Genomic DNA, 22,943 nt, shown 5'->3' with positions numbered 1-22,943 from the left:
CCGGCGGCAGGCGACGCACGCCCAGACACCGAATTGAAGCCTTCGACGTCATTTCCAGGCCACTTCAGCGATAGAGGTCGCGCAGTCGTTCGGCGGTATCGGCAAAGCGTTCGCGCAGGGCGGCGGGCTCCAGGACCTCCACCTCGGGCCCGAGGGACAGCAGCTGGCTGTACGCCACCTCGGCGGACTCGACCGGCAGGACCACCGTGCGCCGGCCCTCCGCGTCCGGCGCGGCGGCCCCGGCCAGTGCCTCGTCGACGGCGGCCCGGTCCATGGCGTGCGGCAGCCGTCGTACACCCGCCTCCGACAGTCGCACGGTCACCTCGGTACGCAGGATCGACCGGGCGAACTGCGCGGCCCGTTCCTCCCAGAAGCGCGGCAGGTCGAAGGCCTCGTCCCGCACGAAGCGGGTCTCCGAGACGGCGACGGCGGCGAACCGGTCGATCCGGTACACGCGGAAGTCGTCCCCGGCCCGGGCGCAGAGGTACCAGACCCCGGCCTTCAGGACGAGCCCGTACGGGGCCAGCTCCCGCTCCACCTCGCCCGAGGGGCGGCGGCTGTAGCGCGCCCGGACCAGCCGGTCGTCCCAGACGGCCTCCGCGACGGCGGGCAGCAGCTCGGGGGTGGCCGGTTCGTGGTACCAGCCGGGGGCGTCCAGATGGAAGCGCTGGGCGACGGTGCGCGAGGCGTCCCGGAGCGAGGGGAGCAGGGCCGCCGAGACCTTCAGCCGGGCAGCCGAGGCAGCGTCGTCGAGCCCCATCTCACGCAGGGCGGAGGGCAGTCCGGACAGGAAGAGCGCCTCGGCCTCATGACGGGCCAGCCCGGTGAGCCGCGTCCGGTAGCCGCCCACGAGCCGGTAGCCGCCCGCCCGGCCGCGGTCGGCGTACACGGGCACGCCCGCCTCGGAGAGCGCCTGGGCGTCCCGTGTGACGGTGCGCTCCGACACCTCCAGCTCCTCGGCCAGCTGGGCGGCGGTCATGGAGGGCCGGGACTGCAGGAGCAGCACCATCTTGATCAGCCGGGCAGCACGCATGCGGCCATTGTGCGTGCCGGCGCCGCACCGCCACAGGGAGCCCGGCCCGTGGAGGCGCGGCGCGGCCGCACGGACTCAGCGCCGGGGAGCCATCGCGCGCAGGCTGCGCCAGGTCCGGCCGAGCGGGCGGCGCGCCGGTGCCGGGATGTGCACGGTCCACCTGCGCGGCGGGAGGGCGTCCATGCGGTGGTAGAACTCGTCGACGTCGACGGCGAGCGTGCGCCCGGCGGTCCAGTAGGGAACGACGCCGACGGCGTCGGGGCCGACCCGGGTGGCACCGGCCGCTGTGAGCTCAGTGCGCCGGTCCCCTTCGATCCGGACGCTCCTGCCCACGCCGAGCAGCTGCAGCGAGCCCCGCACGTCGTAGATCCCGCGCTGCAGCGGGCCGCCGCCGGCCGCCGTGAGCGGGTCGATCTCCAGCTCGCCCCGGACGACCAGCCGGCTCCGCCCCGGGCCGGCGGGGACGACGGCCGCCCTGAGGTCGCAGGTGGGGAACCAGCCCATGGGGCGCTTGCGGTCCTTCAGGAGCACGTGCGCGGACACCGCGCGCAGGGGGTCGCCGATCTCCCACTCCGTGACCGCCGGGTTCCCCTCCAGCAGCCGGGGGTCGAGCAGCAGGCGTCCGTCGCGCTCCACCATGACCACCGGTGTGCCGTCCGCGTGCGTCATGGTCATCTGGAGAGGCGCGGTCAGCCTGCCGTCCCGCCAGCGCAGCCGGCCCAGATCGGCTCGTGACCGTAGTGTGCGGGTGCGCTCGGCCAGGGCGCGCAGACCGTCGAGGCGGCCGTCCTCCAGGAGCGTCGCGCGCAGCCGCTGCACGGCGGGGAGCCCTTCCCGTACGCCGGGGGAGAACTCGTCCGCGACGAGCTGCCGGACCGTCTCGAACCGGGACCGGACGTCCAGGGTGGGGCTGAGCACCCGCGGCTCGCTCACCTGGTGGAGGATCTCCACGCGATAGGTGCGGCGGAGCAGCGTGTCGCGCTCGGGGCCCGGCTCCGTGCCGTCCTTCAGTGCCTGGACGACCTGGCGGAGATTGCCGAAGTACCCCTGGACGTCGATCGGGGCACTGCTGTTGTTGCCCCTGTCCTCACGGCGCATCCAGTAGTAGCAGGGGTGGTCGGCCAGCACCGAGACCCGCTCCGTGGCGACGTAGGCGCGGGCCATGAACAGCTGGTCCTCCAGCCGGCATCTGCCCTCGGGAAACTTGATGCCGTTCTCCAGGAGGAACGACCGCCGGAACATCTTGTGCGGGGTGAGCGAATCCATCAGCGAGTGGTCGCGCACCGAGCAGCGGTCGATGGTCCGGGCGAACACGGTGCTGGGCGCCTGCATCGTGCCGACGACCTTGCCCAGCACGATGTCCGACTCGTTCTTCGTGCCCAGGGCGCACAGCCGCTCCAGAGCCTCCTCACCCAGTTCGTCGTCCTGGTCCACGAACTGTATGAACTCGCCCCTGCTGCTCGCCACCCCCACGTTGCGCGGCTTGCCGGGCCAGCCCGAGTTCTCCTGGTGGATGACGCGGACGTGCGGGTGGGCGGCGGCCAGCCGGTCCAGACGCTCCCCGGAGTCGTCGGTCGATCCGTCATTGACGTAGACGACTTCGTACTGGTCGGGCCCGATGCTCTGCCGGAGCAGGGACGGGGCGCACGACTCGATGTAATGCGACGCGTTGTAGATCGGAACGACGATCGTGGCCCGCAGCGTATGCGGTGCGAACTTCTCGGCAGTGGTCATGCTGCGTCCCCTCAAGGCCGTGCCGGGGGGTAGTGGGGGATACCCGGCCCAATCGCACGAAACGGTATTCGGTTGATATACCCGTATGAGCCTATAAATCGCCACTCAAGGGACAGGTCTGTGCCGTCCGGTTCCCCCCGGAAGCCGACCCGTCGCCCGAGAGGCGTAGGACTCGCTCTCCTAGACCGCCGAGCACCGCCTGGCGTTGCACGGAGCTTCCGATTCATCGTATGAAGTTATTGATTCGTTGCGCTGTGGTTCATGATGCGGACGCTCGTGTGCCCTACGGGCATGCGCCGGGGCGCGGTGGGTGAACGCCCGCAGGGCGGGCTCGAAACGAGCCCGCCCTGCGGTGTGAAGGGAGACAGCCCTCCGGCTTCAGGCCCCTCAGAGGCCGTACTTCTCCCGGGCCTCCTTGACCTTGGAGGCCGGGATCTCGCCACGGCGGGCCAGCTGGGCCAGCGCGGCGACCGCGACGGACTCGGCGTCGACACCGAAGTGGCGCCGGGCGCCCTCACGGGTGTCGGAGAGGCCGAAGCCGTCCGTGCCCAGGGAGGACCAGTCCTGCTCCACCCACTGGCTGATGGAGTCCGGGACCGCGCGCATCCAGTCGCTGACGGCGAGCACGGGGCCCGGCGCGCCGGAGAGCGCCTGGGTCACGTACGGCACCCGCTCCTCACCGCGGAGCAGCGCCTCGTCGCACTCCAGCGCCTCGCGGCGCAGCTCGCCCCATGAGGTGGCGGACCAGACGTCGGCCGTGACACCCCAGTCGGAGGCCAGCAGCTCCTGGGCCTTCAGCGCCCAGTGGATCGCCGTGCCGGAGCCCAGCAGCTGCAGGCGCGGCGCGTCCGCGGATGCGGGCGTGCCCTCCTTGAAGCGGTACAGGCCCTTGACGATGCCCTCCTCGACGCCCTCCGGCATCGCGGGCTGCTGCTTCGGCTCGTTGTAGACCGTCAGGTAGTAGAAGACGTTCTCGGCCTCGGGGCCGTACATCCTCCGCAGACCGTCCTTGACGATCACCGCGATCTCGTACGCGAACGCCGGGTCGTAGTTGAGCGACGCCGGGTTCGTGGACGCGATCAGGTGCGAATGGCCGTCCGCGTGCTGGAGGCCCTCACCCGTCAGCGTCGTGCGGCCCGCCGTGGCGCCGACGATGAAGCCCTTGCCGAGCTGGTCGGCGAGCTGCCACATCTGGTCGCCGGTCCGCTGCCAGCCGAACATCGAGTAGAAGATGTAGAACGGGATCATCGTCTCGCCGTGCGTCGCGTACGACGAAGCGGCGGCGATGAAGTCGGCCATGGCGCCGGCCTCGGTGATCCCCTCGTTGAGGATCTGGCCGTCCTTGGCCTCCTTGTAGTACATCAACTGGTCGCGGTCGACCGGCTCGTACGTCTGGCCGAGCGGCGAGTAGATGCCCGCCGAGGGGAACAGCGACTCCATACCGAAGGTACGGGCCTCGTCCGGGACGATCGGAACCCAGCGCCTGCCGGTCTCCTTGTCCCGCATCAGGTCCTTCACCAGGCGGACGAACGCCATGGTGGTGGCCATCTCCTGCTTGCCGGACCCCTTGTACAGGGCCTTGAACGCGCGCTCCTCCGGCTGGGGCAGCGCGGCGGCGTGCACCCGGCGGGCGGGGGCCGGACCACCGAGGGCGGCACGGCGCTCCTGGAGGTAGCGGACCTCGGGGGAGTCGGCGCCCGGGTGGCCGTAGGGGACCAGCCCGTCCTCGAAGGCGCTGTCCGGGATCGGGAGGCCGAGCAGCTCGCGCATGCCCTTGAACTCGTCGATCGACAGCTTCTTCATCTGGTGGTTGGCGTTCTTGGACTCGAAGCCCTTGCCGAGCGTGTAGCCCTTGACCGTCTGGGCCAGGATCACGGTCGGCGCGCCCTTGTGCTCCAGGGCCGCGCGGTAGGCCGCGTACACCTTGCGGGCCTCGTGGCCGCCGCGGGAGCTGTAGAAACACTCGGCGATCTTCGCGTCGCTCAGGAGTTTCGCCAGCTCGGCGAGGGCGGGCTCGGCGCCGAAGAAGTGCTCGCGGATGTAGGCCACGTCGCGCGTCGCGTACGTCTGGAACTGCGCGTCCGGGACCTCGCGGAGGCGGCGGATCAGCGCGCCCGTGGTGTCGAGCTGGAACAGCTCGTCCCAGGCGTTGCCCCAGAGCGTCTTGATGACGTTCCAGCCGGCGCCGCGGAAGGCGCCCTCGAGCTCCTGGACCACGCGGAAGTTGGCGCGGACCGGGCCGTCGAGGCGCTGGAGGTTGCAGTTGATGACGAAGGTCAGGTTGTCGAGCTGCTCACGGGCCGCGAGGGCGAGGGCGGCGGTCGACTCGGGCTCGTCCATCTCGCCGTCGCCCAGGAAGGCCCAGACGTGCGAGTTCGACGTGTCCTTGATCTTGCGGTTGGTCAGATAGCGGTTGAAGCGCGCCTGGTAGATCGCCGAGAGCGGGCCGAGGCCCATCGAGACGGTGGGGAACTCCCACAGCCAGGGCAGCCGCCGCGGGTGCGGGTAGGACGGCAGGCCGTCGCCGCCCGACTCCTGGCGGAAGTTGTCGAGCTGCTGCTCGCTGAGGCGGCCGTCGAGGAAGGCGCGGGCGTAGATGCCGGGCGAGGCGTGGCCCTGGATGTAGAGCTGGTCGCCGGAGCCGTCACCTTCCTTGCCGCGGAAGAAGTGGTTGAAGCCGGTCTCGTACAGCCATGCCGCCGAGGCGAACGTGGCGATGTGGCCGCCGACGCCGTACCGGGCGCCACGGGTGACCATCGCGGCCGCGTTCCAGCGGTTCCACGCGGTGATCCTTGATTCCATCTCCAGGTCGCCGTCGAACGCGGGCTCGGCGGAGGTGGGGATGGTGTTGACGTAATCGCTCTCCAGCAGCTTGGGCAGCGCGATGCCGGCGCCCTCAGCGTGCTGGAGCGAACGCCGCATCAGGTACGCGGCGCGGTGCGGGCCCGCGGCCTTGGTGACGGCGTCGAGGGAGGCCGCCCATTCGGCGGTCTCCTCGGGGTCGCGGTCCGGGAGCTGGTCGAGCTCGCTCGGAAGCGTTGCTACGGGGTCGGTCATGATCGCCGCCTTCCGGAGTGGGAGGGGGTGGAGAAGTCCCTGGCTGGCAGGACAGGGCGATGGGGCCGGTGGGCCCGCGACTGAACTGTAAGTCTCCGATCGATGATCGATCAAAGGGTGAAGGGCAAAACTTCTCGATATGAAGAAAAGTGGCATGCGGTGCCGCGAAACGGGGCACGGAGTGACGGGATCAAGGGGGCGAAACGGGCGCTGACCTGCACGGTCGAGCGGGTTCCGACCCAGATGTGCGCGCCCGCCCGGCGCCGGAACTCAGGCCCTCAGGCGCGTGGCGCGCACCCGAGGACGTGTTCCTTCACCATCACGGCGATGTGCGGGTCCCGGCGCAGGAACGCCTCGATGAGCGCCTCGTGCTCCTCCGCGTACGACTTCTGCACGGTGCCCAGCCAGCGGATCGACAGGGCCGTGAACACCTCGATGCCCAGCCCCTCCCAGGTGTGCAGCAGCACCGCGTTCCCGGCGGCGCGCACCATCTCCCGGTGGAAGGCCACCGTGTGCCGCACCTGCGCCTCGCCGTCGGCCAGCCGGTCCGCCTCGTACAGCGCCGCCACATGCGGGGTGAGCGCCGAGCAGTCCTCGCCGAGCGCGGGGGCAGCCAGCTCCGCCGCGATCTGCTCGAGACCGGCCCGTACGGGATAGCTCTCCTCCAGGTCGGCCGCGGTGAGATTGCGTACCCGGACCCCCTTGTTGGGCGCCGACTCGATCAGCCGCAGCGTCTCCAGCTCGCGCAGGGCCTCGCGCACGGGCGTCTGGCTGACCTCCAGCTCGGTGGCGATGCGGCGCTCCACGATCCGCTCACCCGGCTTCCAGCGCCCGCTGACTATCCCTTCCACGATGTGCTCGCGGATCTGCTCGCGCAGCGAGTGGACGACGGGCGGGGTCATGACGGGCTCCTTCGGGCGAACAAACCGGTGCTGCTCACCGATGCGGCGGCCGGGGACGACCGGTGGTGTCTAGACAATACGGCGGCGCCCCCGCCCGGAAGTGTTCCGGACGGGGGCGCCGCTGGTGAGGCTGGTTACAGCTGCACGGCTCAGAGGCCGAGCTCGACCTCGAACTCGCCCGCCTCGAGGATCGCCTTGACCGTGGTCAGGTAACGGGCGGCGTCCGCGCCGTCCACCAGACGGTGGTCGTAGGAGAGCGACAGGTAGGTCATGTCGCGGACGCCGATGACGGTGCCCTCGGCGGTCTCGATGACCGCCGGACGCTTGACCGTGGCACCGATGCCCAGGATGGCCGCCTGGTTCGGCGGCACGATGACCGTGTCGAACAGCGCACCGCGCGAACCGGTGTTGCTGACGGTGAAGGTCGCGCCCGACATGTCGTCCGGGGTGAGGCCGCCACCGCGGGCCTTGCCGGCCAGCTCGGCGGTCTTCTTCGCGATACCGGCGATGTTCAGGTCGCCCGCACCCTTGATGACCGGGGTCATCAGACCCTTCTCGGCGTCCACGGCGATGCCGATGTTCTCCGAGTCGAAGTACGTGATGGTGCCCTCGTCCTCGTTGATCCGGGCGTTGACGACCGGGTGGGCCTTCAGCGCCTGGGCCGCCGCCTTCACGAAGAACGGCATCGGGGACAGCTTGACGCCCTCACGGGCGGCGAAGGACTCCTTCGCCTGGTTGCGCAGCTTCATCAGCTTCGTGATGTCGACCTCGAGGACCGAGGTCAGCTGGGCCTGCGAGTGCAGCGCCTTCATCATGTTGTCGCCGATGACCTTGCGCATGCGGGTCATCTTGACCGTCTGACCGCGCAGCGGGGACGCCTCGAGCTTCGGCGCGGCCTTGGCTGCCGGGGCGGCGGCGGCGGCCGGAGCCGGAGCGGCGGCGGCCTTGGCGGCCTCCGCTGCGGCGACGACGTCCTGCTTGCGGATACGGCCACCGACGCCGGTGCCCTTGACCGAGCCCAGGTCGACGCCGTTCTCGGTGGCGAGCTTGCGGACCAGCGGCGTGACGTACGCGCCGTCGTCACCGGAAGGCGCGGCCGGGGCGGCAGGCGCCGGAGCGGCGGGCTGCGCCGGGGCGGCCGGTGCCGGTGCCGGTGCCGGAGCGGCGGGCGCGGCCTGGGCCTGGGCCGGTGCCGGTGCCGGAGCAGGGGCGGCCGGGGCTGCGGGAGCCGGCGCCGGAGCGGCCGGTGCGGGAGCGGCGGGGGCCGGGGCGGCCTCTGCCGGAGCCGCGGCGGGGGCCGGGGCGGCCTCTGCCGGAGCGGCGGCCGGTGCGGCACCCGGAGCGCCGATGACGGCGAGCTTGGCGCCCACCTCGGCGGTCTCGTCCTCGCCGACGACGATCTCCAGCAGCACGCCGGCGACCGGGGCGGGGATCTCGGTGTCGACCTTGTCCGTGGAGACCTCGAGCAGGGGCTCGTCCTCCGCGACCTCCTCGCCGACCTCCTTCAGCCAGCGGGTGACGGTGCCCTCGGTGACGCTCTCACCGAGCGCCGGAAGGGTGACGTCGGTGCCGGAGGCGCCACCGGCCGGAGCGGCGGCGGGAGCCTCGGCGGCAGGGGCCTCCGCGGCGGGGGCCTCGGCGGCGGGCGCCGGAGCCTCCTCGGCCGGGGCCGGAGCGGCCTCCGGCTCGGCGGCCGGAGCCGACTCGGCGGCGGGCGCACCCGAACCGTCGTCGATGACGGCCAGCTCGGCGCCGACCTCGACGGTCTCGTCCTCGGCGACCTTGATGGACGCGAGGGTGCCCGAGGCGGGCGCGGGGATCTCGGTGTCGACCTTGTCGGTCGAGACCTCGAGCAGCGGCTCGTCGGCCTCGACATGCTCGCCCTCGGCCTTCAGCCAGCGGGTGACGGTGCCCTCGGTGACGCTCTCGCCGAGCGCCGGAAGGGTTACGGAAACCGACATGGTTTCGGTTGCTCCTTACGAAAGTGTGAAGTGGTCGGTCGTCCCCGGGACTGGATCAGTCGTGGGAGTGGAGAGGCTTGCCGGCCAGGGCCAGGTGGGCCTCGCCCATCGCCTCGTTCTGCGTCGGGTGGGCGTGGATGAGCTGCGCGACCTCGGCCGGCAGCGCCTCCCAGTTGTAGATCAGCTGGGCTTCGCCGACCTGCTCGCCCATACGGTCACCGACCATGTGGACGCCGACCACGGCACCGTCCTTGACCTGGACGAGCTTGATCTCGCCGGCGGTCTTCAGGATCTTGCTCTTGCCGTTGCCCGCCAGGTTGTACTTGAGGGCGACGACCTTGTCCGCACCGTAGATCTCCTTGGCCTTGGCCTCGGTGATACCGACGGAGGCGACCTCGGGGTGGCAGTACGTCACCTTCGGCACGCCGTCGTAGTCGACCGGCACGGTCTTGAGGCCGGCGAGCCGCTCCGCCACCAGGATGCCCTCGGCGAAGCCGACGTGGGCGAGCTGGAGGGTCGGGACCAGGTCACCGACGGCCGAGATCGTCGGGACGTTGGTCTGCATGTACTCGTCGACGAGGACGTAGCCGCGGTCCAGCGCGACACCCGCCTCCTCGTAGCCCAGACCCTGCGAGACCGGGCCGCGGCCGATCGCGACCAGCAGCACCTCCGCCTCGAAGGTCTTGCCGTCGGCGAGGGTCACCCGCACGCCGTCCTGCGTGTACTCGGCCTTGTCGAAGAAGGTGCCGAGGTTGAACTTGATGCCGCGCTTGCGGAACGCGCGCTCAAGAAGCTTCGAGCTGTTCTCGTCCTCGACCGGGACCAGGTGCTTCAGACCCTCGACGATGGTGACGTCGGTGCCGAAGGACTTCCACGCCGAGGCGAACTCGACGCCGATGACGCCGCCGCCCAGGACGATCGCGGACTTCGGTACGCGGTCCAGCTTGAGCGCGTGGTCCGAGGAGATGATGCGGTTGCCGTCGATCTCCAGGCCGGGCAGCGACTTCGGCACGGAGCCGGTCGCCAGCAGCACGTGCCGGCCCTGGACGCGCTGACCGTTGACATCCACCGAGGTGGGCGACGAGAGACGGCCCTCGCCCTCGATGTAGTGCACCTTGCGCGAGGCGATGAGACCCTGCAGACCCTTGTACAGGCCCGAGATCACGTCGTCCTTGTACTTGTGGACGGCCTCCATGTCGATGCCCTCGAAGGTGGCCTTCACACCGAACTGCTCGGCCTCGCGGGCCTGGTCGGCGATCTCGCCGGCGTGCAGCAGCGCCTTCGTGGGGATGCAGCCGTTGTGCAGGCAGGTGCCGCCGACCTTGCCCTTCTCGATCAGTGCGACGTCCAGGCCCAGCTGAGCTCCGCGCAGGGCCGCGGCGTAACCGCCGCTACCACCGCCGAGGATCACTAGGTCGAAAACGGTGCTGGCGTCGTTCGCCACGTCACGTCCTCCATGCATGTGCGCCGTACGCCGGGCCCCGTCGCTGGGGTGTGACCGGCCGGTCGGCTGGTGTTCGGCCGCTTGCGTTATTCGGCCCTGTGGTGGGGGCCCTGTCCTGCCGAGAACCCATCTTCGCACTTGTTGAGTCCGGACGGGACGCGGGCCCCTGCTCCGAGCCGGACGAAGATCCCGACCGGATGGTTACCGATACGTACAGATTTCCGGAAATATGCCGGTCGAGGCCACCGTGAGGAACACCGACGGCCCCGGACGTATGCCCGGGGCCGTCTGCGCCGCAAGCGAACCTCGCGCGCGGGGTCCACGCGCCGAGGCCGGCTCCGGACTCAGCCGAGGTCGCCGGCCGCGGTGCGCTCCGCCAGCCGCACCAGGGTGCGGACCGCGGATCCGGTGCCGCCCTTGGGGGTGTAGCCGTACGGCGCGCCCTCGTGGAAGGCGGGGCCCGCGATGTCCAGGTGCGCCCAGGCGATGCCCTCGCCCACGAACTCCTTCAGGAACAGGCCGGCCACCAGGCCCCCGCCCATCCGCTCGCCCATGTTGGCGATGTCGGCGGTCGGGGAGTCCATGCCCTTGCGCAGGTCGGCGGGGAGCGGCATCGGCCAGGAGGCCTCGCCGACCTCCTCGGCGATCTCGTGGATCGACGTACGGAACGCGTCGTCGTTGGCCATCACACCGAAGGTGCGGTTGCCGAGCGCCAGCACCATCGCGCCGGTCAGGGTCGCCACGTCGACGATCGCGTCCGGCTTCTCCTCCGAGGCGCGGGTCAGCGCGTCGGCGAGGACGAGCCGGCCCTCGGCGTCGGTGTTGAGGACCTCGACGGTCTTGCCGCTGTACATGTGCAGGACGTCACCCGGGCGGGTGGCGTTGCCGGACGGCATGTTCTCGGCGAGCGCCAGCCAGCCCGTGACGTTGACCTGGAGGCCGAGTCGGGAGGCCGCGACGACGGCGGCGAACACGGCGGCGGCGCCGCTCATGTCGCACTTCATCGTCTCGTTGTGGCCCGCCGGCTTGAGCGAGATGCCGCCCGAGTCGTAGGTGATGCCCTTGCCGACCAGGGCGAGCGTCTTCTCCGCCTTGGGGTGCGTGTAGGCGAGCTTGACCAGGCGGGGGCCGTGCGTGGAGCCCTGGCCGACGCCGAGCAGACCGCCGTAGCCGCCCTTGACGAGCGCCTTCTCGTCGAGGACCTGCACCTTGATGCCGTGCTCCTTGCCGGCGGCGGTGGCCACGGCGGCGAAGGACTCGGGGTACAGGTCGTTCGGCGGGGTGTTGATCAGGTCGCGGGCCCGGTTGATCTCCTCGGTGACCGCGACGGCGCGCTCGGCGGCAGCCTTGAAGGCCTTGTCACGCGGCTTGGCGCCGAGCAGGGCGATCTCGGCGAGCGGAAGCTTCGCGTCGTTCCGGCCGGACTTGGCGCCCTTGGGGGCGAGCTTGTTCTCGCCGCCCTGGTAGGCGGTGAAGGCGTACGCGCCCAGCAGGGCGCCCTCCGCGACGGCCCCGGCGTCCTCGGCGGTCTCGGCGGGCAGCGCGAACCCGGCCTTCTTCGACCCCGTCAGCGCACGCGCGGCGGAGCCCGCGGCGCGGCGCAGCGCCTCGGCCTCGTACGCGTCGTCCTTCGCCGGGACCGGACCGAGTCCGACCGCGATGACGACCGGGGCCTTGAGGCCGGACGGGGCGGGGAGCTTGGTCACTTCGCCCTCGGCACCGGAGGCGCCCAGGGTCTCCAGGACGGTGGCGAGCTTTCCGTCGAACGCCTTGTCCACGGCCTCGGCGCCCGGTGCGAGGACCGGCCCCTTGGCTCCCTTGGCGACGCCGACGACGAGTGCGTCGGCGCGCAGCGTCGCCGCACCTGAGGTGCTGAGAGTGAGAGCAGTCACGGTGGTGAAATCTCGCTTCCGTTGAGTTGTGTGCCGGTCTGTGTTGGTCGAGAGGGTGGCCGACCGTGCCCAGCGCATCGTAGATCCCGCCGTGACGCGCCGGGAACGAGCCTACGCGCGCCCCTGCTTCCGGCTCACGGGGGCGGGGCCGTCCAAGGGGCTGGTCCCGTTGTGAGGGGCCCCTCGGGGTCCCGTCACGAGAGGCCGAGGGAGAGCGCCAGCAGCGTCACCGTGGCCGCCGTCTCCTCCAGCGCGCCGAACACATCGCCGGTCACCCCGCCGAAGCGGCGCACGCAGTGACGCAGCATCACCTGCGCGGCGCCGAGGCCGGCCAGGGCGGCGAGGGCCTGGTGCAGGCCGGTGCCGTATCCGCCCAGGAGCGCACCGGCCGCCGCGCAGCACGCGACCACCGCACAGGCCACGGCCGCTCCGCCCCCGGGCGGGACGGTGCCCGCCACCGCCGCGCCGAGGCCCTCCGGGCGGGCGGGCGGGACGCCGCGGCGCGAGGCCAGCGTGAGCGCGAGCCGCGCGGTGACGGCGGCGGCGACGGTGCCCAGCGCGCCGTCCGCCCAGCCGCGGCCGTAGAGCTCGTGAAGCGCGGCGACCTGGGCCAGCAGCACGAACAGGAGCGTGATCACGCCGAACGGGCCGATGTCCGACTGCTTCATGATCCGCAGCGCGTCCTCGGCCGGCTTGGCGCTGCCCAGCCCGTCCGCGGTGTCCGCGAGTCCGTCCAGGTGCAGCCCACGGGTCAGCGCGGCGGGGAGCGCGGCGGAAGCGACCGCCGCCGTCAGGGGCCCCGACCCGCCCCACAGGAACAGCACCCCGGGGACCGCTGCGAGCACTCCCACGACGAGTCCGGCGAGCGGGGCGCACAGCATGCCGGCGCGGGCGGTACCGCGGTCCCAGCGGGAGACGCGGACGGGGAGCGCGGTCAGGGTGCCGAAGGCGAAGCGCAGACCGTGGCTGTTCAGGGAGGTCACCGCGCGCAGGCTAGCCGGTGCGGCAGCGTGCCGGATTGGGCAGAGTGGCACATAAGCCGCACATGCGGCTGTCCGGACGGAGGTGGCATGGGTCACTGGTTCCAGCAGAACATCGTCGAGCCCGGCAAGCTCCCGCTGCTGCTCGCCCTGAGCGCGTTCGTGCTGACATTCGCGATCACCCGGATGGTCACCCGGATGATCAGGGCCGGGAAGGGCCCGTTCCGCAACATCACGCCCGGCGGTGTGCACGTCCACCACGTGGTGCCGGGCGTCGTGCTCACGGTGATCGGTGGCTTCGGAGCGGTCGCGAGCGGCCAGTGGGGTGTCACCGCCGGGATCCTCGCGGTGGTCTTCGGGATGGGAGCGGGCCTGGTCCTCGACGAGTTCGCCCTGATCCTGCACCTCGACGACGTGTACTGGACCGAGGAGGGCCGCCAGAGCGTGGAGGTGGTCGTCCTCACCGCCTCGCTCGTCCTGCTCGTGCTCGCCGGCTTCTCACCGCTCGGTGTGGACGAACTGAGCGGTGAGCAGCAGCAGAACAGGCTGGGTGTCGTCCTGACCTACGTCCTCAACTTCGGCTTCGTCCTGATCACCCTGTTCAAGGGCAAGGCCCGGATGGCGGTGCTCGGCACCCTCATCCCGTTCATCGCGCTGATCGGAGCGCTCCGCCTGGCCCGGCCCGCCTCGCTGTGGGCGAAGCGCTTCTACCGCCGGCGCCACCGGGCCCGCGCCAAGGCGGTGCTGAGGGCGTATCACCACGATGTCCGCTGGGCGGGGCCCCGGCGCCGCTTCCAGGACCTGATCGGAGGAGCGCCGGACAGGACCTCGCTGCCGGGACCCGGCCCCGGCGGCGGTACCTGAGGCCACGCCACCGGCCCTCCGAGGGGGCGTCGTCTCAGGCGGTCGTGTCCGCGGCCTTCGACGGCTCCTCGGTCTCCGCTTCCTTCTCCTCCGGTGCGGACTCCGACGGGAGCTCCGACTCGGACTCCGACTCGGACTCCGACTCGGGCTCCGACTCGGGCTCCGGAGCGCGCTCGGGCAGCTCCGCCGCCAGCGCCGCCGCGGCCTGGACGAGCGGCAGCGCCAGCAGGGCCCCGCTTCCCTCGCCCACCGTCACCCCGTGGTCGAGCAGCGGGGTCAGCGCCATCCGGTCCAGCGCCTTCAGCTGGGCAGGCTCCCCGCTGAGCTGCCCCGCCAGCCACCAGTCCGGCGCCCGGAAGGCCGCCCGCTGGGCCACCAGCGCGCAGGCCGCCGAGACCACGCCGTCCAGCACCACGGGCATGCGGCGCACCGCGCTCTGCAGCAGGAACCCCGTCATGGCCGCCAGGTCCGCGCCGCCCACGGCCGCCAGGAGCTCCAGCTGGTCACCGAGGACCGGCCTGGCCCGCCGCAGCGCGTCCCGGATCGCGGCGCACTTACGCATCCACGCCAGGTCGTCGATACCCGCACCGCCGCGCCCCGTCACCACCGAGGCGTCCGTGCCGCACAGGGCGGCGATCAGGGTCGAGGCAGCCGTCGTACCGCCGACGCTCAGATCGCCCAGCACCACCAGGTCCGTGCCGGAGTCGGCCTCCTCGTCGGCGACGCGCATCCCGAGGCGTACGGCCTGCTCGGCCTCCTCGGCCGTCAGCGCGTCCTCGACGTCGATCCGGCCGCTGCCGCGCCGCACCCGGTGGCGTACGACGGCTTCGGGCAGCAGCTCCGGGTCGCAGTCCAGGCCGGCGTCCACGATCCGTACGGGGACGGAGAAGCGCCGGGCCAGTACGGCGACCGGGCTCGCACCGTCCAGCACCGCCCGGACGAGCTCGTGCGCGGTTCCCGCGGCCCGCCCGGAGACCTCCAGCTCCGCCACCCCGTGATCACCGGCGAACAGCACGACGCGCGGCTGCTCGACGGCCTTGACGGGCACCGACTGCTGGGCAGCTGACAGCCATTCACCCAGCTCGTCCAGGCGGCCGAGCGCACCGGCGGGGACGGCGAGCCGCTCCCGCCGTTCCTCGGCATCACGCCGCACGCCCCCGTCGGGGCGTTCGATCAGGTCGGAGAAATCGTCCAGATTCACGGGGGTCTGCCTCGCGGGTCGGCGCTAGGTGGGCCGGAACCCGCCGGGGGGCTCCTGCCCGGAACAGTACCCGGCGCTCCTTCCCGCACCCACGGCCCCGCATCCGCCCACGGCTCAGCCCCGCAGCACCAGCGCCTGCCCCGCGACCACCAGCAATACCTGCTCGCACTCGGCCGCGAACGCGGCGTTCAGACGGCCCAGTTCGTCCCGGAAGCGCCGCCCTGAGGCCGTCGCCGGGACGACCCCCGAGCCGGTCTCGTTGGTCACGGCGACGACCGTACGACGGGTCCCGCGCACCGCGCGGACCAGCTCGGCGACCCGTCCGCGCAGCTTCTCCTCCCCGCCGCCCGCCCACCGTTCGTCGTCCCACGCGCCGACCCGGTCCATGGCGTCCGTCAGCCACAGAGCCAGACAGTCGATCAGCAGCGGCGGGCCGTCCTCCTCCAGCAGACCGGCCAGCTCGCAGGTCTCCTCGGTGCGCCAGGCGGCAGGCCTGCGCTCCCGGTGGAGCCCGATCCGGGACTCCCACTCCGCGTCCCCCTCGCGGCGACCGCCCGTCGCCACGTACACCACCTCGGGGAAGGTCTCCAGGCGCTGTTCGGCCTCCACCGACTTCCCCGACCGGGCCCCGCCCGTGACCAGAGTGCGGCGGGGGACCTCGGGCACGGCGTGGTAGGCGCCCACCGGCAGCGTCGTCCCGTCCGGTACGGCCCGCGCCCCGCCCGCGGCGAGCCGGCGGTCCAGCGCGGGGCCGGGCGGCGCGTCGTGGTCGAGATGGACGGCGATCACCTCGGTGGTGGGCCCCACGGCCTGTACGGCCCGCAGCCGGGCCACGGCGTCCGGCCGCGCGATCACATCGCACACGACCATGTCGTACGGCTCCGCCACCGGGTCGGCCAGACCGGCGGGGGAGGCCCCGGGCGGCAGATAGAGCAGGCGCTCGCCCTCCGGTGCCGTCACCTCGTAGCCGGTGCCCGGGGCGTCCATCGCCAGGGCCCGGATCCGGTGCCCGCTGATCAGCGTCAGCTCCTGGCCGTCCGGGACACGCCCGGCGGGCGGGAGCGAGGCGGGCAGCTCCACGGCGGGCCCGTCATGGGGGTGGGTCAGCAGCACCTGCCGCACGCCGGCGAGCGAGTGTCCCGCGCGGGCGGCGGCGAACACGGCGCCCGGGGTGAGGTCCAGCAGCAGCGCGTCGTCCACGAGCAGCGCGGTCGCGGCGCGGGCCCCGGCGCCGCGGGAGGACGCGCAGACGGCGCAGGGGCAGTCGGGCCGCGGCAGCCCGTCGGGGGCTCCGGTGCCGAGCAGTGTCAGTTCCACGCTCTGATCCTCCCGTGTCCATGAACCACCTGCGCGCCCGGGACACCCACTAGTCTTCGGGGAGCAACGTGACCCAGGAGGCGGACATGGCGTGGACGTGGCGGTTCGAGAAGTCCGACGGTACGGAGACGGAGCCGGCGCTGCAGCCGGAGGAGTTCACGACCCAGGGCGACGCGGAGTCCTGGATCGGTGAGTTCTGGAAGGAGCTCCTCGAAGGCGGCGCGGACCAGGTGACGCTCTTCGAGGACGCGACGAAGATCTACGGCCCGATGAGCCTCCAGGCCGACTGAGGCCCCGGCGACCGCCCGGGCCCCGGGGCCCGGGCGGGACTTCGTCTCCCCGTCCCTCACCCGGCCGGCCCTCAGATCTCGCCCAGGGTGACCTCGGCCGTCTTCCTCGAGTCCCCCCGCGTGTACGTCACCCGGACCTTCCGGCCCGGCTTCTCGCCCGCCAGGGCCTCCGAGAGCGAGGTGATCGTCGTGACGGGGGTGTCGCCGATCCGGGTGATGACGTCCCCGACGCGCAGCCCGGCGTCGGCCGCCGCCCCGTCCTCCTCGACGCTGACGATCGCGACACCGGCGGGCCGGTAGTCGTCGTCGACGACGGTCCGGCCCATGATGTCCAGAGCCGCCCGGCCCGAGTCGGTGACCTTCCCCGACCGGATGATCTGGTCCGCGACCGTCCGCACCATCGAGACGGGGATGGCGAACCCGATCCCGGGCGCCGCGCCGCCGCCCTGTTCGCTGTCCGTCGCCGCGAGGGTCGGGATGCCGATGATCTCGCTGTCGAGGTTCACCAGGGCGCCGCCGCTGTTGCCCGGGTTGATGGCCGCCGAGGTCTGCACCATGTCGGCGAGCGTCGCCCCGGTGCCGCCGCCCGAGCGGCCTTCGCTGACCGTCCGGCCCACGGCCGAGACGATGCCCTGGGTGACGCTGCTGGAGAGGCCGAGCGGTGAGCCCATCGCCAGGACGATCTGCCCCACCTCGACCTCGTCCGTGTCCCCGAACTCCGCGGCCCGCAGCCCCCCGGGGACGGCGTCCAGCTTGATGACGGCCAGGTCCTGCTCCGGGTAGGACGAGACCAGGGACGCCTTGAGCACCTTCTCGCCGGTGGCGACGCTGACGTCGAAGGTCTTCTCGCTGCCCACGACATGGGCGTTCGTGACGATGTGGCCCTTGTCGTCGTAGACGATGCCCGAGCCGAGCGCGTCCCCGGCGCCGACCTGCACGACGGAGGGCAGCACGTCCTTGATGACGGTCTGGTACTGATCCTCCAGATCGCCCGTGGCCCGGGACACCACCGCCTGCTGGGCCGGAGCGGCGGACGGGGCGGGGCCCGGCCCGGCGCAGCCGACCGCCAGGGCGATCACGCAGGCACCGGCGGCCAGGGGCATGAGTGAGCGGCGTACCCGTCTGCGGGAAGGGGTTGCGTCCATGCCCGGAGTATCGCCAGGGCCCGCCGTCCACGGCCTGCGCTGGTGGGCCGATCAGGCGTACGGCGGCGACGGATTCAGCCGCTCAGGCCGTGCCGGCCCGGGGTGCGCTCCCCGGCGGCGTCAGCCGCGTACGCCGCACAGGTGCAGCAGCGCCGCCACCCGGCGGTACGGATCGGTCCGCCCCGCGCGGTCCTCGGCCGCGAACACCCGCGCCAGCTCCTCGGGGCCGGGGAGTTCCGCCTCGTTGCTCACGTTGTCCGTGAAGACCCGCACGCCGTACCAGGCGTGCAGCGGGGCGGCGATCCCGGCGAGGGTGGCCCGCAGGACTTCGAGCCGGTCGGCCCGGACGTCGAGGCCGAGCCTGTTCGTGTACGTGTCCGTGTCGAACGCGGCGAGGGCCGCGCCGAAGTCTCCGGCCGATCCCGGGCGCATCGCCAGCGCGTCCGCGTTCCGCACGAGCAGGGAGAGCAGCCCGCCGGGAGCCAGCACCCGGGCCAGGCCGGCCAGCAGCGGGTCCGGCTCGGAGACGTACATCAGTACGCCGTGGCAGAGCACCACGTCGAAGCTGCCGGGCAGGAAGTGCACCCCGGTGTCACGGCCGTCGCCCTCGATGAGCCGCACCCGCTCCCTGATGCCCTCGGGCTCGCCCGCCAGGGACTCCCGCGCCGACCGCAGCATCTCGCCGTCGGACTCGAGGCCCGTCACGGAGTGCCCGGCGCGGGCCAGGCGCAGGGCCTGCGTGCCCTGGCCCATGCCGACGTCGAGCACGCGCAGCCGCTGCCCCACGGGGAAGCGCGCGGCTATCTGCTCGTCGAGCTGCCTGGCGACGAGCTCCTGGCGGACCGTGTTGCGCAGCCCGCCGAGCCCGCCCAGCCACTGGGAGGACACCCCCGTGAAGCCGGAGGTCTCCGTGCTCAGGGCCGCTCTCCCCGCTTGACCTGAGGCTTGGGCAGACGCAGCCGGCGCATCTGGAGCGTACGCATCAGGCCGTAGGCCACCGCGCCGCGCTTCGGCGCGTCCGGGAAGCGCTGGGCCAGCTGCTTCTTGAGGCGGAAGCCGAGGCCGATGGAGTCGACCACGATCAGCACGATCACGCCGAGCCAGAGCAGCAGCGAGATGTTCTGGATGTTCTGGACCTGGATCACGCTGAGGATCAGGATGATCACCGCGAGCGGGAGGAAATACTCCGCGATGCAGAAGCGCGAGTCCACGAAGTCACGGACGAAGCGCCGCACGGGCCCCTTGTCGCGCACCGGCAGATAGCGCTCGTCACCCGAAGCGAGAGCCTCCCGCTGCCGGGCCATGTCGGCCCGGCGTGCTTCGCGCTGGCGCTTGGCGGCCTCCTTGCGGTCGGTCGGCGCACCGCTGGAGGCACGTCGGCGCTGCGTCTGGGCGGCGCTGCGCTTGGGGGTGGGGCGACCCTTGGGAGCCTGAGGGTCGCGGGGCTGCTTGGAGAGGTCCGCCGTCACCTTGCCGGTGGGGGCCTTCTCTTCCTTGGAACGGCTACGGAACACAAAACCCAAGGGTACGGGGTCGTCCGGTACTACCGGGGACCGGCCGGGAACGATCCGGCAACGGCCTGCGTCCTGAAAAGTGTCCCGACAGGGGCAGAACGGACGTTGCCGACGCCATCCCTGATGGTCTTCTACTCCCTGCGCGGGAGCGGTTGCCGGCGGCAGTCGTCCTTGCGGAGGAGCACATCCGTGCTCGAACAGTGCGGTAATGGAGACAGGGCCCGTACTGTGGGTTCTGTTGGAGTGCTGGAGCTCAGTCCGTCAGAAGGGGGCGCGCGAAGCCCATGAGCGGTGTCATGAAGCGTATGGGAATGATCTTCCGCGCGAAGGCAAACAAGGCCCTTGACCGGGCCGAGGATCCGCGCGAGACCCTCGATTACTCGTACCAGAAGCAGCTCGAACTGCTTCAGAAGGTACGCCGCGGCGTCGCCGATGTGGCGACCTCGCGCAAGCGGCTGGAGCTGCAGCTGAACCAGCTGCAGGGACAGTCGTCCAAGCTGGAGGACCAGGGCCGCAAGGCGCTCGCGCTCGGCCGCGAGGACCTGGCCCGCGAGGCGCTGTCGAGGCGCGCCGCCCTCCAGCAGCAGGTCACGGACCTGGAGACGCAGCACCAGACGCTGCAGGGCGAGGAGGAGAAGCTCACCCTCGCGGCCCAGCGTCTGCAGGCCAAGGTCGACGCCTTCCGGACGAAGAAGGAGACCATCAAGGCCACCTACACCGCGGCCCAGGCCCAGACGCGGATCGGTGAGGCCTTCTCCGGCATCTCCGAGGAGATGGGCGACGTCGGCCTGGCGATCCAGCGGGCCGAGGACAAGACCCAGCAGCTCCAGGCGCGCGCCGGGGCCATCGACGAGCTGCTCGCCTCCGGGGCCCTCGACGACCCGTCCGGCACGGCGAAGGACGACATCGCCGCCGAGCTGGACCGGATCTCCGGTGGTACGGATGTAGAACTGGAGCTGCAGCGCATGAAGGCCGAGCTGGCCGGCGGTTCCGCCGGGCAGCAGCAGGCCATCGAGGGCGGCGCCGAGGACGCGGCACCGCAGGCGCAGCAGTCCCCGCACAAGTTCGACAAGCAGTGAGGGCGGCGTCATGATCGTACGGATCATGGGGGAGGGCCAGGTCGTACTGGCCGACAGCCATGTCGCCGAGCTGAACAAGCTCGACGACATACTCCTCGCGGAGATGGAGAGCGGTGACGGACCAGGCTTCCGCACCACGCTCCACGCGCTCCTGGACAAGGTGCGAGAGCTCGGCTCACCGCTCCCCGACGACTCCCTGGAGCCGTCCGAACTGATCCTGCCGTCACCCGACGCCACCCTCGAAGAAGTGCGCTCCATGCTCCGCGACGACGGGCTGATCCCCGGCTGACCGGCCCGCCCGCTCCGCACTCCCACGATGCCCCGTACCGGCCGGACCGGTGCGGGGCATCGTGCCGCGCGCACACTGCCGTGACACCGTCCGGACCGCACCGCCGGCGGCACGCCGTACCGTAGCTCGACGTGACCACCCTCGGAACCGGGCTCGTGCGCACCCGCCGCTGGCTGAGAGGCCACCCCCTCGCCTTCGACGCCGGCCTCGCCCTGGCCGTGCTCCTCTGCATGATCTGCGCGTCGTTCGCCGAGCCGGACCCGGGCCACGGGCCCGTCTTCGGAGCGCGGACGCCCGAGGTGTCGAGCGTCCTGCTGATGGTGCTCGCCGCCGGGGCACTCGTCCTGCGCCGCCGCAGGCCCATGGCGGTGCTGGCGGTGACCGGGCTGCTGTCCGTCGTCGAGTTCGTCTTCATGGATCCGCCCGCCCCCGTCGTGATGAGCGCCGTCATCGCGCTCTTCTCCGTCGCGGCCAGTACCGACCGCCCCACCACCTGGCGGGTCGGCCTGCTGACCATGGGGGTGCTGACCGTGGCCGCGATGGTGGTCGGCACGACGCCCTGGTACAGCCAGGAGAACCTCGGCGTCCTCGCCTGGACCGGCCTCGCCGGTGCCGCGGGTGACGCCGTACGCAGCAGGCGCGCGTTCATCGACGCGATCAGGGAACGGGCCGAACGCGCGGAACGCACCCGCGAGGAGGAGGCCGGCCGCAGGGTCGCCGAGGAGCGGCTGCGGATCGCCCGGGACCTCCACGACGTCGTCGCCCACCACATCGCCCTGGTCAACGTCCAGGCCGGGGTCGCGGCCCACGTCATGGACAAGCGCCCCGACCAGGCGAAGGAGGCGCTCGCCCACGTACGGGAAGCCAGCCGCTCCGCCCTCAACGAACTGCGGACCACGGTCGGGCTGCTGCGCCAGTCCGGCGAACCGGAGGCGCCCACCGAACCCGCCCCGGGGCTCGCCGTCCTCGACACCCTGGTCGACACCTTCCGCAACGCCGGGCTCCCCGTCGAGGTCGCCTGCACCGACCCGGACAGCCCGCTGCCCGCGGCGGTCGACCTCGCGGCCTACCGGATCATCCAGGAGGCGCTGACCAACGTACGCAAACACGCGGGCGCCGACGCGAAGGCCGAGGTGAGCGTCGTACGGGTCGGGAGGACCGCGGAGATCACCGTTCTCGACGACGGCAGGGGAGCGGACCCGCGCCCCACTCCGTCCGACGGTGGCAGGCACGGCCTGCTGGGCATGCGTGAGCGCGTCACCGCCCTGGGCGGCACCCTCACGGCGGGGCCCCGTTACGGAGGCGGATTCAGGGTCCATGCGATCCTGCCCGTCACGTCCCGCACACGCGCTCCGGAAGGGCCGGACACGGCGGGGACGACGGGGGGACGTGCATGACGCCCATCAAGGTGCTGCTCGCCGACGACCAGGCGCTGCTGCGCAGCGCCTTCCGGGTGCTGGTCGACTCCGAGCCCGACATGCGGGTCGTCGGCGAGGCCGCCGACGGGGCGGAGGCCGTGGAACTGGCCCGCTCGACCCTGGCCGACGTCGTGCTGATGGACATCCGGATGCCGGGCACCGACGGACTCGCCGCCACCCGCATGATCAGCGCGGACCCGGACCTGGCGGGCGTACGGATCGTCATGCTCACCACCTTCGAGGTGGACGAGTACGTGGTGCAGTCCTTGCGCGCCGGCGCGTCCGGCTTCCTGGGCAAGGGCGCCGAGCCGGACGAGCTGCTCAACGCCATCCGTGTCGCCGCGGCCGGGGAGGCCCTGCTCTCCCCGGTCGCGACCAAGGGCCTCATCGCCAGCTTCCTGGCCCAGGGCGGCGGCACGGAGGACCCGGACGGCACGGAGTACACCGAGCGCCTCGCCGCGCTCACCGGTCGCGAGCGCGAGGTGCTCGTCCAGGTCGCGGGCGGTCACTCCAACGACCAGATCGCCGACCGGCTCGTCGTCAGCCCCCTCACCGTGAAGACCCATGTGAACCGGGCCATGGCGAAACTGGGCGCGCGGGACCGTGCGCAATTGGTCGTCATTGCCTACGAATCGGGACTGGTCCGCCCCAGGGTGGAGTGACGGGTGGAGAAGCGGCTACTCCAGCTGCGGTATGCGCGGGACAAGAAAGCAACCCGGGGGCCGACGATTTCGGTCACGGGGACGGCGATCGTATAGATGGGCGGGCTGTGTCCCCTGTGCTCACCGGAGTGAGCGCCGAACGGCCCTCCACCTGCCGCGTA

At 72.0% G+C, this 22,943-nt stretch carries 19 protein-coding genes; 6 read left to right on the top strand and 13 right to left on the bottom strand.

Going from position 1 to position 22,943, the window contains the following annotated elements; all coding sequences use genetic code 11:
• Nucleotides 1-64 precede the first annotated feature (64 nt).
• From OG379_RS11175 to OG379_RS11140, 8 genes are all read right to left on the bottom strand, one after another.
• Nucleotides 65-1,033, bottom strand: coding sequence for a helix-turn-helix transcriptional regulator (locus tag OG379_RS11175; protein WP_405661666.1), 969 nt, complete (start codon nt 1,031-1,033; stop codon nt 65-67).
• Between the two features lie 75 nt (nt 1,034-1,108).
• The gene (locus OG379_RS11170; RefSeq protein WP_405661664.1) at nt 1,109-2,767 is read right to left on the bottom strand and encodes a glycosyltransferase; all 1,659 of its coding nucleotides are present in this window, start codon (nt 2,765-2,767) and stop codon (nt 1,109-1,111) included.
• A 387-nt stretch (nt 2,768-3,154) separates the two neighbouring features.
• Entirely contained in the window at nt 3,155-5,824 is a 2,670-nt protein-coding gene (aceE, locus tag OG379_RS11165; protein ID WP_405661662.1) for a pyruvate dehydrogenase (acetyl-transferring), homodimeric type, read from the bottom strand.
• A gap of 278 nt (nt 5,825-6,102) precedes the next feature.
• Nucleotides 6,103-6,726: a GntR family transcriptional regulator gene (locus tag OG379_RS11160; RefSeq protein WP_405661661.1), complete on the bottom strand. Its 624-nt coding sequence runs from the start codon at nt 6,724-6,726 to the stop codon at nt 6,103-6,105.
• Nucleotides 6,727-6,875: 149 nt separating this feature from the next.
• Nucleotides 6,876-8,687, bottom strand: coding sequence for a 2-oxoglutarate dehydrogenase, E2 component, dihydrolipoamide succinyltransferase (gene sucB, locus OG379_RS11155; RefSeq protein WP_405661659.1), 1,812 nt, complete (start codon nt 8,685-8,687; stop codon nt 6,876-6,878).
• A gap of 55 nt (nt 8,688-8,742) precedes the next feature.
• A complete protein-coding gene (gene lpdA, locus OG379_RS11150) occupies nt 8,743-10,131 on the bottom strand; it encodes a dihydrolipoyl dehydrogenase (RefSeq protein ID WP_405661657.1) in 1,389 nt (462 codons plus the stop codon).
• Nucleotides 10,132-10,475: 344 nt separating this feature from the next.
• Nucleotides 10,476-12,023, bottom strand: coding sequence for a leucyl aminopeptidase (locus OG379_RS11145; protein ID WP_393766280.1), 1,548 nt, complete (start codon nt 12,021-12,023; stop codon nt 10,476-10,478).
• Between the two features lie 194 nt (nt 12,024-12,217).
• Nucleotides 12,218-13,006, bottom strand: coding sequence for an adenosylcobinamide-GDP ribazoletransferase (locus tag OG379_RS11140; protein WP_405661654.1), 789 nt, complete (start codon nt 13,004-13,006; stop codon nt 12,218-12,220).
• 87 nt (nt 13,007-13,093) lie between these two features.
• Between OG379_RS11140 and OG379_RS11135 the strand changes: the two genes are divergently transcribed.
• Entirely contained in the window at nt 13,094-13,867 is a 774-nt protein-coding gene (locus OG379_RS11135) for a hypothetical protein (RefSeq protein WP_393766282.1), read from the top strand.
• Between the two features lie 34 nt (nt 13,868-13,901).
• On the opposite strand, the gene cobT is transcribed toward OG379_RS11135, so the two are convergent.
• Both cobT and OG379_RS11125 read right to left on the bottom strand, forming a co-directional pair.
• Complete coding sequence (gene cobT / locus OG379_RS11130; RefSeq protein ID WP_405661652.1) at nt 13,902-15,068, bottom strand: nicotinate-nucleotide--dimethylbenzimidazole phosphoribosyltransferase; 1,167 nt, start codon at nt 15,066-15,068, stop codon at nt 13,902-13,904.
• Between the two features lie 114 nt (nt 15,069-15,182).
• A complete protein-coding gene (locus OG379_RS11125; RefSeq protein WP_405661650.1) occupies nt 15,183-16,385 on the bottom strand; it encodes a bifunctional adenosylcobinamide kinase/adenosylcobinamide-phosphate guanylyltransferase in 1,203 nt (400 codons plus the stop codon).
• An 86-nt stretch (nt 16,386-16,471) separates the two neighbouring features.
• Between OG379_RS11125 and OG379_RS11120 the strand changes: the two genes are divergently transcribed.
• The gene (locus OG379_RS11120) at nt 16,472-16,675 is read left to right on the top strand and encodes a hypothetical protein (RefSeq protein WP_099176312.1); all 204 of its coding nucleotides are present in this window, start codon (nt 16,472-16,474) and stop codon (nt 16,673-16,675) included.
• Nucleotides 16,676-16,746: 71 nt separating this feature from the next.
• Here the strand turns inward: OG379_RS11120 and OG379_RS11115 are convergent, their stop codons facing one another.
• From OG379_RS11115 to OG379_RS11105, 3 genes are all read right to left on the bottom strand, one after another.
• Nucleotides 16,747-17,820 carry a S1C family serine protease gene (locus OG379_RS11115; RefSeq protein ID WP_405661648.1) on the bottom strand — a complete coding sequence of 358 codons (1,074 nt, stop codon included), beginning with the start codon at nt 17,818-17,820 and terminating at the stop codon, nt 16,747-16,749.
• A 120-nt stretch (nt 17,821-17,940) separates the two neighbouring features.
• Nucleotides 17,941-18,708 carry a class I SAM-dependent methyltransferase gene (locus OG379_RS11110; protein WP_393766286.1) on the bottom strand — a complete coding sequence of 256 codons (768 nt, stop codon included), beginning with the start codon at nt 18,706-18,708 and terminating at the stop codon, nt 17,941-17,943.
• A gap of 26 nt (nt 18,709-18,734) precedes the next feature.
• Nucleotides 18,735-19,334 (bottom strand): DUF3043 domain-containing protein, encoded by a 600-nt coding sequence (locus tag OG379_RS11105; RefSeq protein WP_393766287.1) that lies wholly within the window; start codon nt 19,332-19,334, stop codon nt 18,735-18,737.
• 296 nt (nt 19,335-19,630) lie between these two features.
• Between OG379_RS11105 and OG379_RS11100 the strand changes: the two genes are divergently transcribed.
• The 4 genes from OG379_RS11100 to OG379_RS11085 all read left to right on the top strand — a co-directional run bounded on the left by OG379_RS11100 (nt 19,631) and on the right by OG379_RS11085 (nt 22,782).
• Nucleotides 19,631-20,413, top strand: a complete 783-nt coding sequence (locus tag OG379_RS11100; protein WP_262346702.1) for a PspA/IM30 family protein — start codon at nt 19,631-19,633, stop codon at nt 20,411-20,413.
• Nucleotides 20,414-20,423: 10 nt separating this feature from the next.
• Nucleotides 20,424-20,702, top strand: a complete 279-nt coding sequence (locus OG379_RS11095) for a PspA-associated protein PspAA (protein ID WP_104784897.1) — start codon at nt 20,424-20,426, stop codon at nt 20,700-20,702.
• A gap of 131 nt (nt 20,703-20,833) precedes the next feature.
• On the top strand, nt 20,834-22,099 hold the full coding sequence (locus OG379_RS11090; RefSeq protein WP_405661645.1) for a sensor histidine kinase: 1,266 nt from the start codon (nt 20,834-20,836) through the stop codon (nt 22,097-22,099).
• Nucleotides 22,096-22,782: a response regulator transcription factor gene (locus tag OG379_RS11085; RefSeq protein WP_362933820.1), complete on the top strand. Its 687-nt coding sequence runs from the start codon at nt 22,096-22,098 to the stop codon at nt 22,780-22,782. Before OG379_RS11090 ends, OG379_RS11085 begins: the two co-directional genes overlap by 4 nt.
• The last annotated feature ends 161 nt before the right edge of the window (nt 22,783-22,943 follow it).

This window comes from Streptomyces sp. NBC_01166, from assembly GCF_045039765.1.
Lineage (GTDB): Bacteria > Actinomycetota > Actinomycetes > Streptomycetales > Streptomycetaceae > Streptomyces.
Note: the sequence above shows the minus strand (reverse complement) of the source record. Positions and strands in the feature narration are given on the sequence as shown.

What these genes read in the sequence shown, in the direction of transcription:
- OG379_RS11175 (WP_405661666.1), bottom strand. Translation starts at nt 1,033, where the DNA reads ATGCGTGCTGCCCGGCTGATCAAGATGGTGCTGCTCCTGCAGTCCCGG.
- OG379_RS11170 (WP_405661664.1), bottom strand. Translation starts at nt 2,767, where the DNA reads ATGACCACTGCCGAGAAGTTCGCACCGCATACGCTGCGGGCCACGATC.
- aceE (WP_405661662.1), bottom strand. Translation starts at nt 5,824, where the DNA reads ATGACCGACCCCGTAGCAACGCTTCCGAGCGAGCTCGACCAGCTCCCG.
- OG379_RS11160 (WP_405661661.1), bottom strand. Translation starts at nt 6,726, where the DNA reads ATGACCCCGCCCGTCGTCCACTCGCTGCGCGAGCAGATCCGCGAGCAC.
- sucB (WP_405661659.1), bottom strand. Translation starts at nt 8,687, where the DNA reads ATGTCGGTTTCCGTAACCCTTCCGGCGCTCGGCGAGAGCGTCACCGAG.
- OG379_RS11135 (WP_393766282.1), top strand. Translation starts at nt 13,094, where the DNA reads ATGGGTCACTGGTTCCAGCAGAACATCGTCGAGCCCGGCAAGCTCCCG.
- OG379_RS11120 (WP_099176312.1), top strand. Translation starts at nt 16,472, where the DNA reads ATGGCGTGGACGTGGCGGTTCGAGAAGTCCGACGGTACGGAGACGGAG.
- OG379_RS11115 (WP_405661648.1), bottom strand. Translation starts at nt 17,820, where the DNA reads ATGGACGCAACCCCTTCCCGCAGACGGGTACGCCGCTCACTCATGCCC.
- OG379_RS11100 (WP_262346702.1), top strand. Translation starts at nt 19,631, where the DNA reads ATGAAGCGTATGGGAATGATCTTCCGCGCGAAGGCAAACAAGGCCCTT.
- OG379_RS11095 (WP_104784897.1), top strand. Translation starts at nt 20,424, where the DNA reads ATGATCGTACGGATCATGGGGGAGGGCCAGGTCGTACTGGCCGACAGC.
- OG379_RS11085 (WP_362933820.1), top strand. Translation starts at nt 22,096, where the DNA reads ATGACGCCCATCAAGGTGCTGCTCGCCGACGACCAGGCGCTGCTGCGC.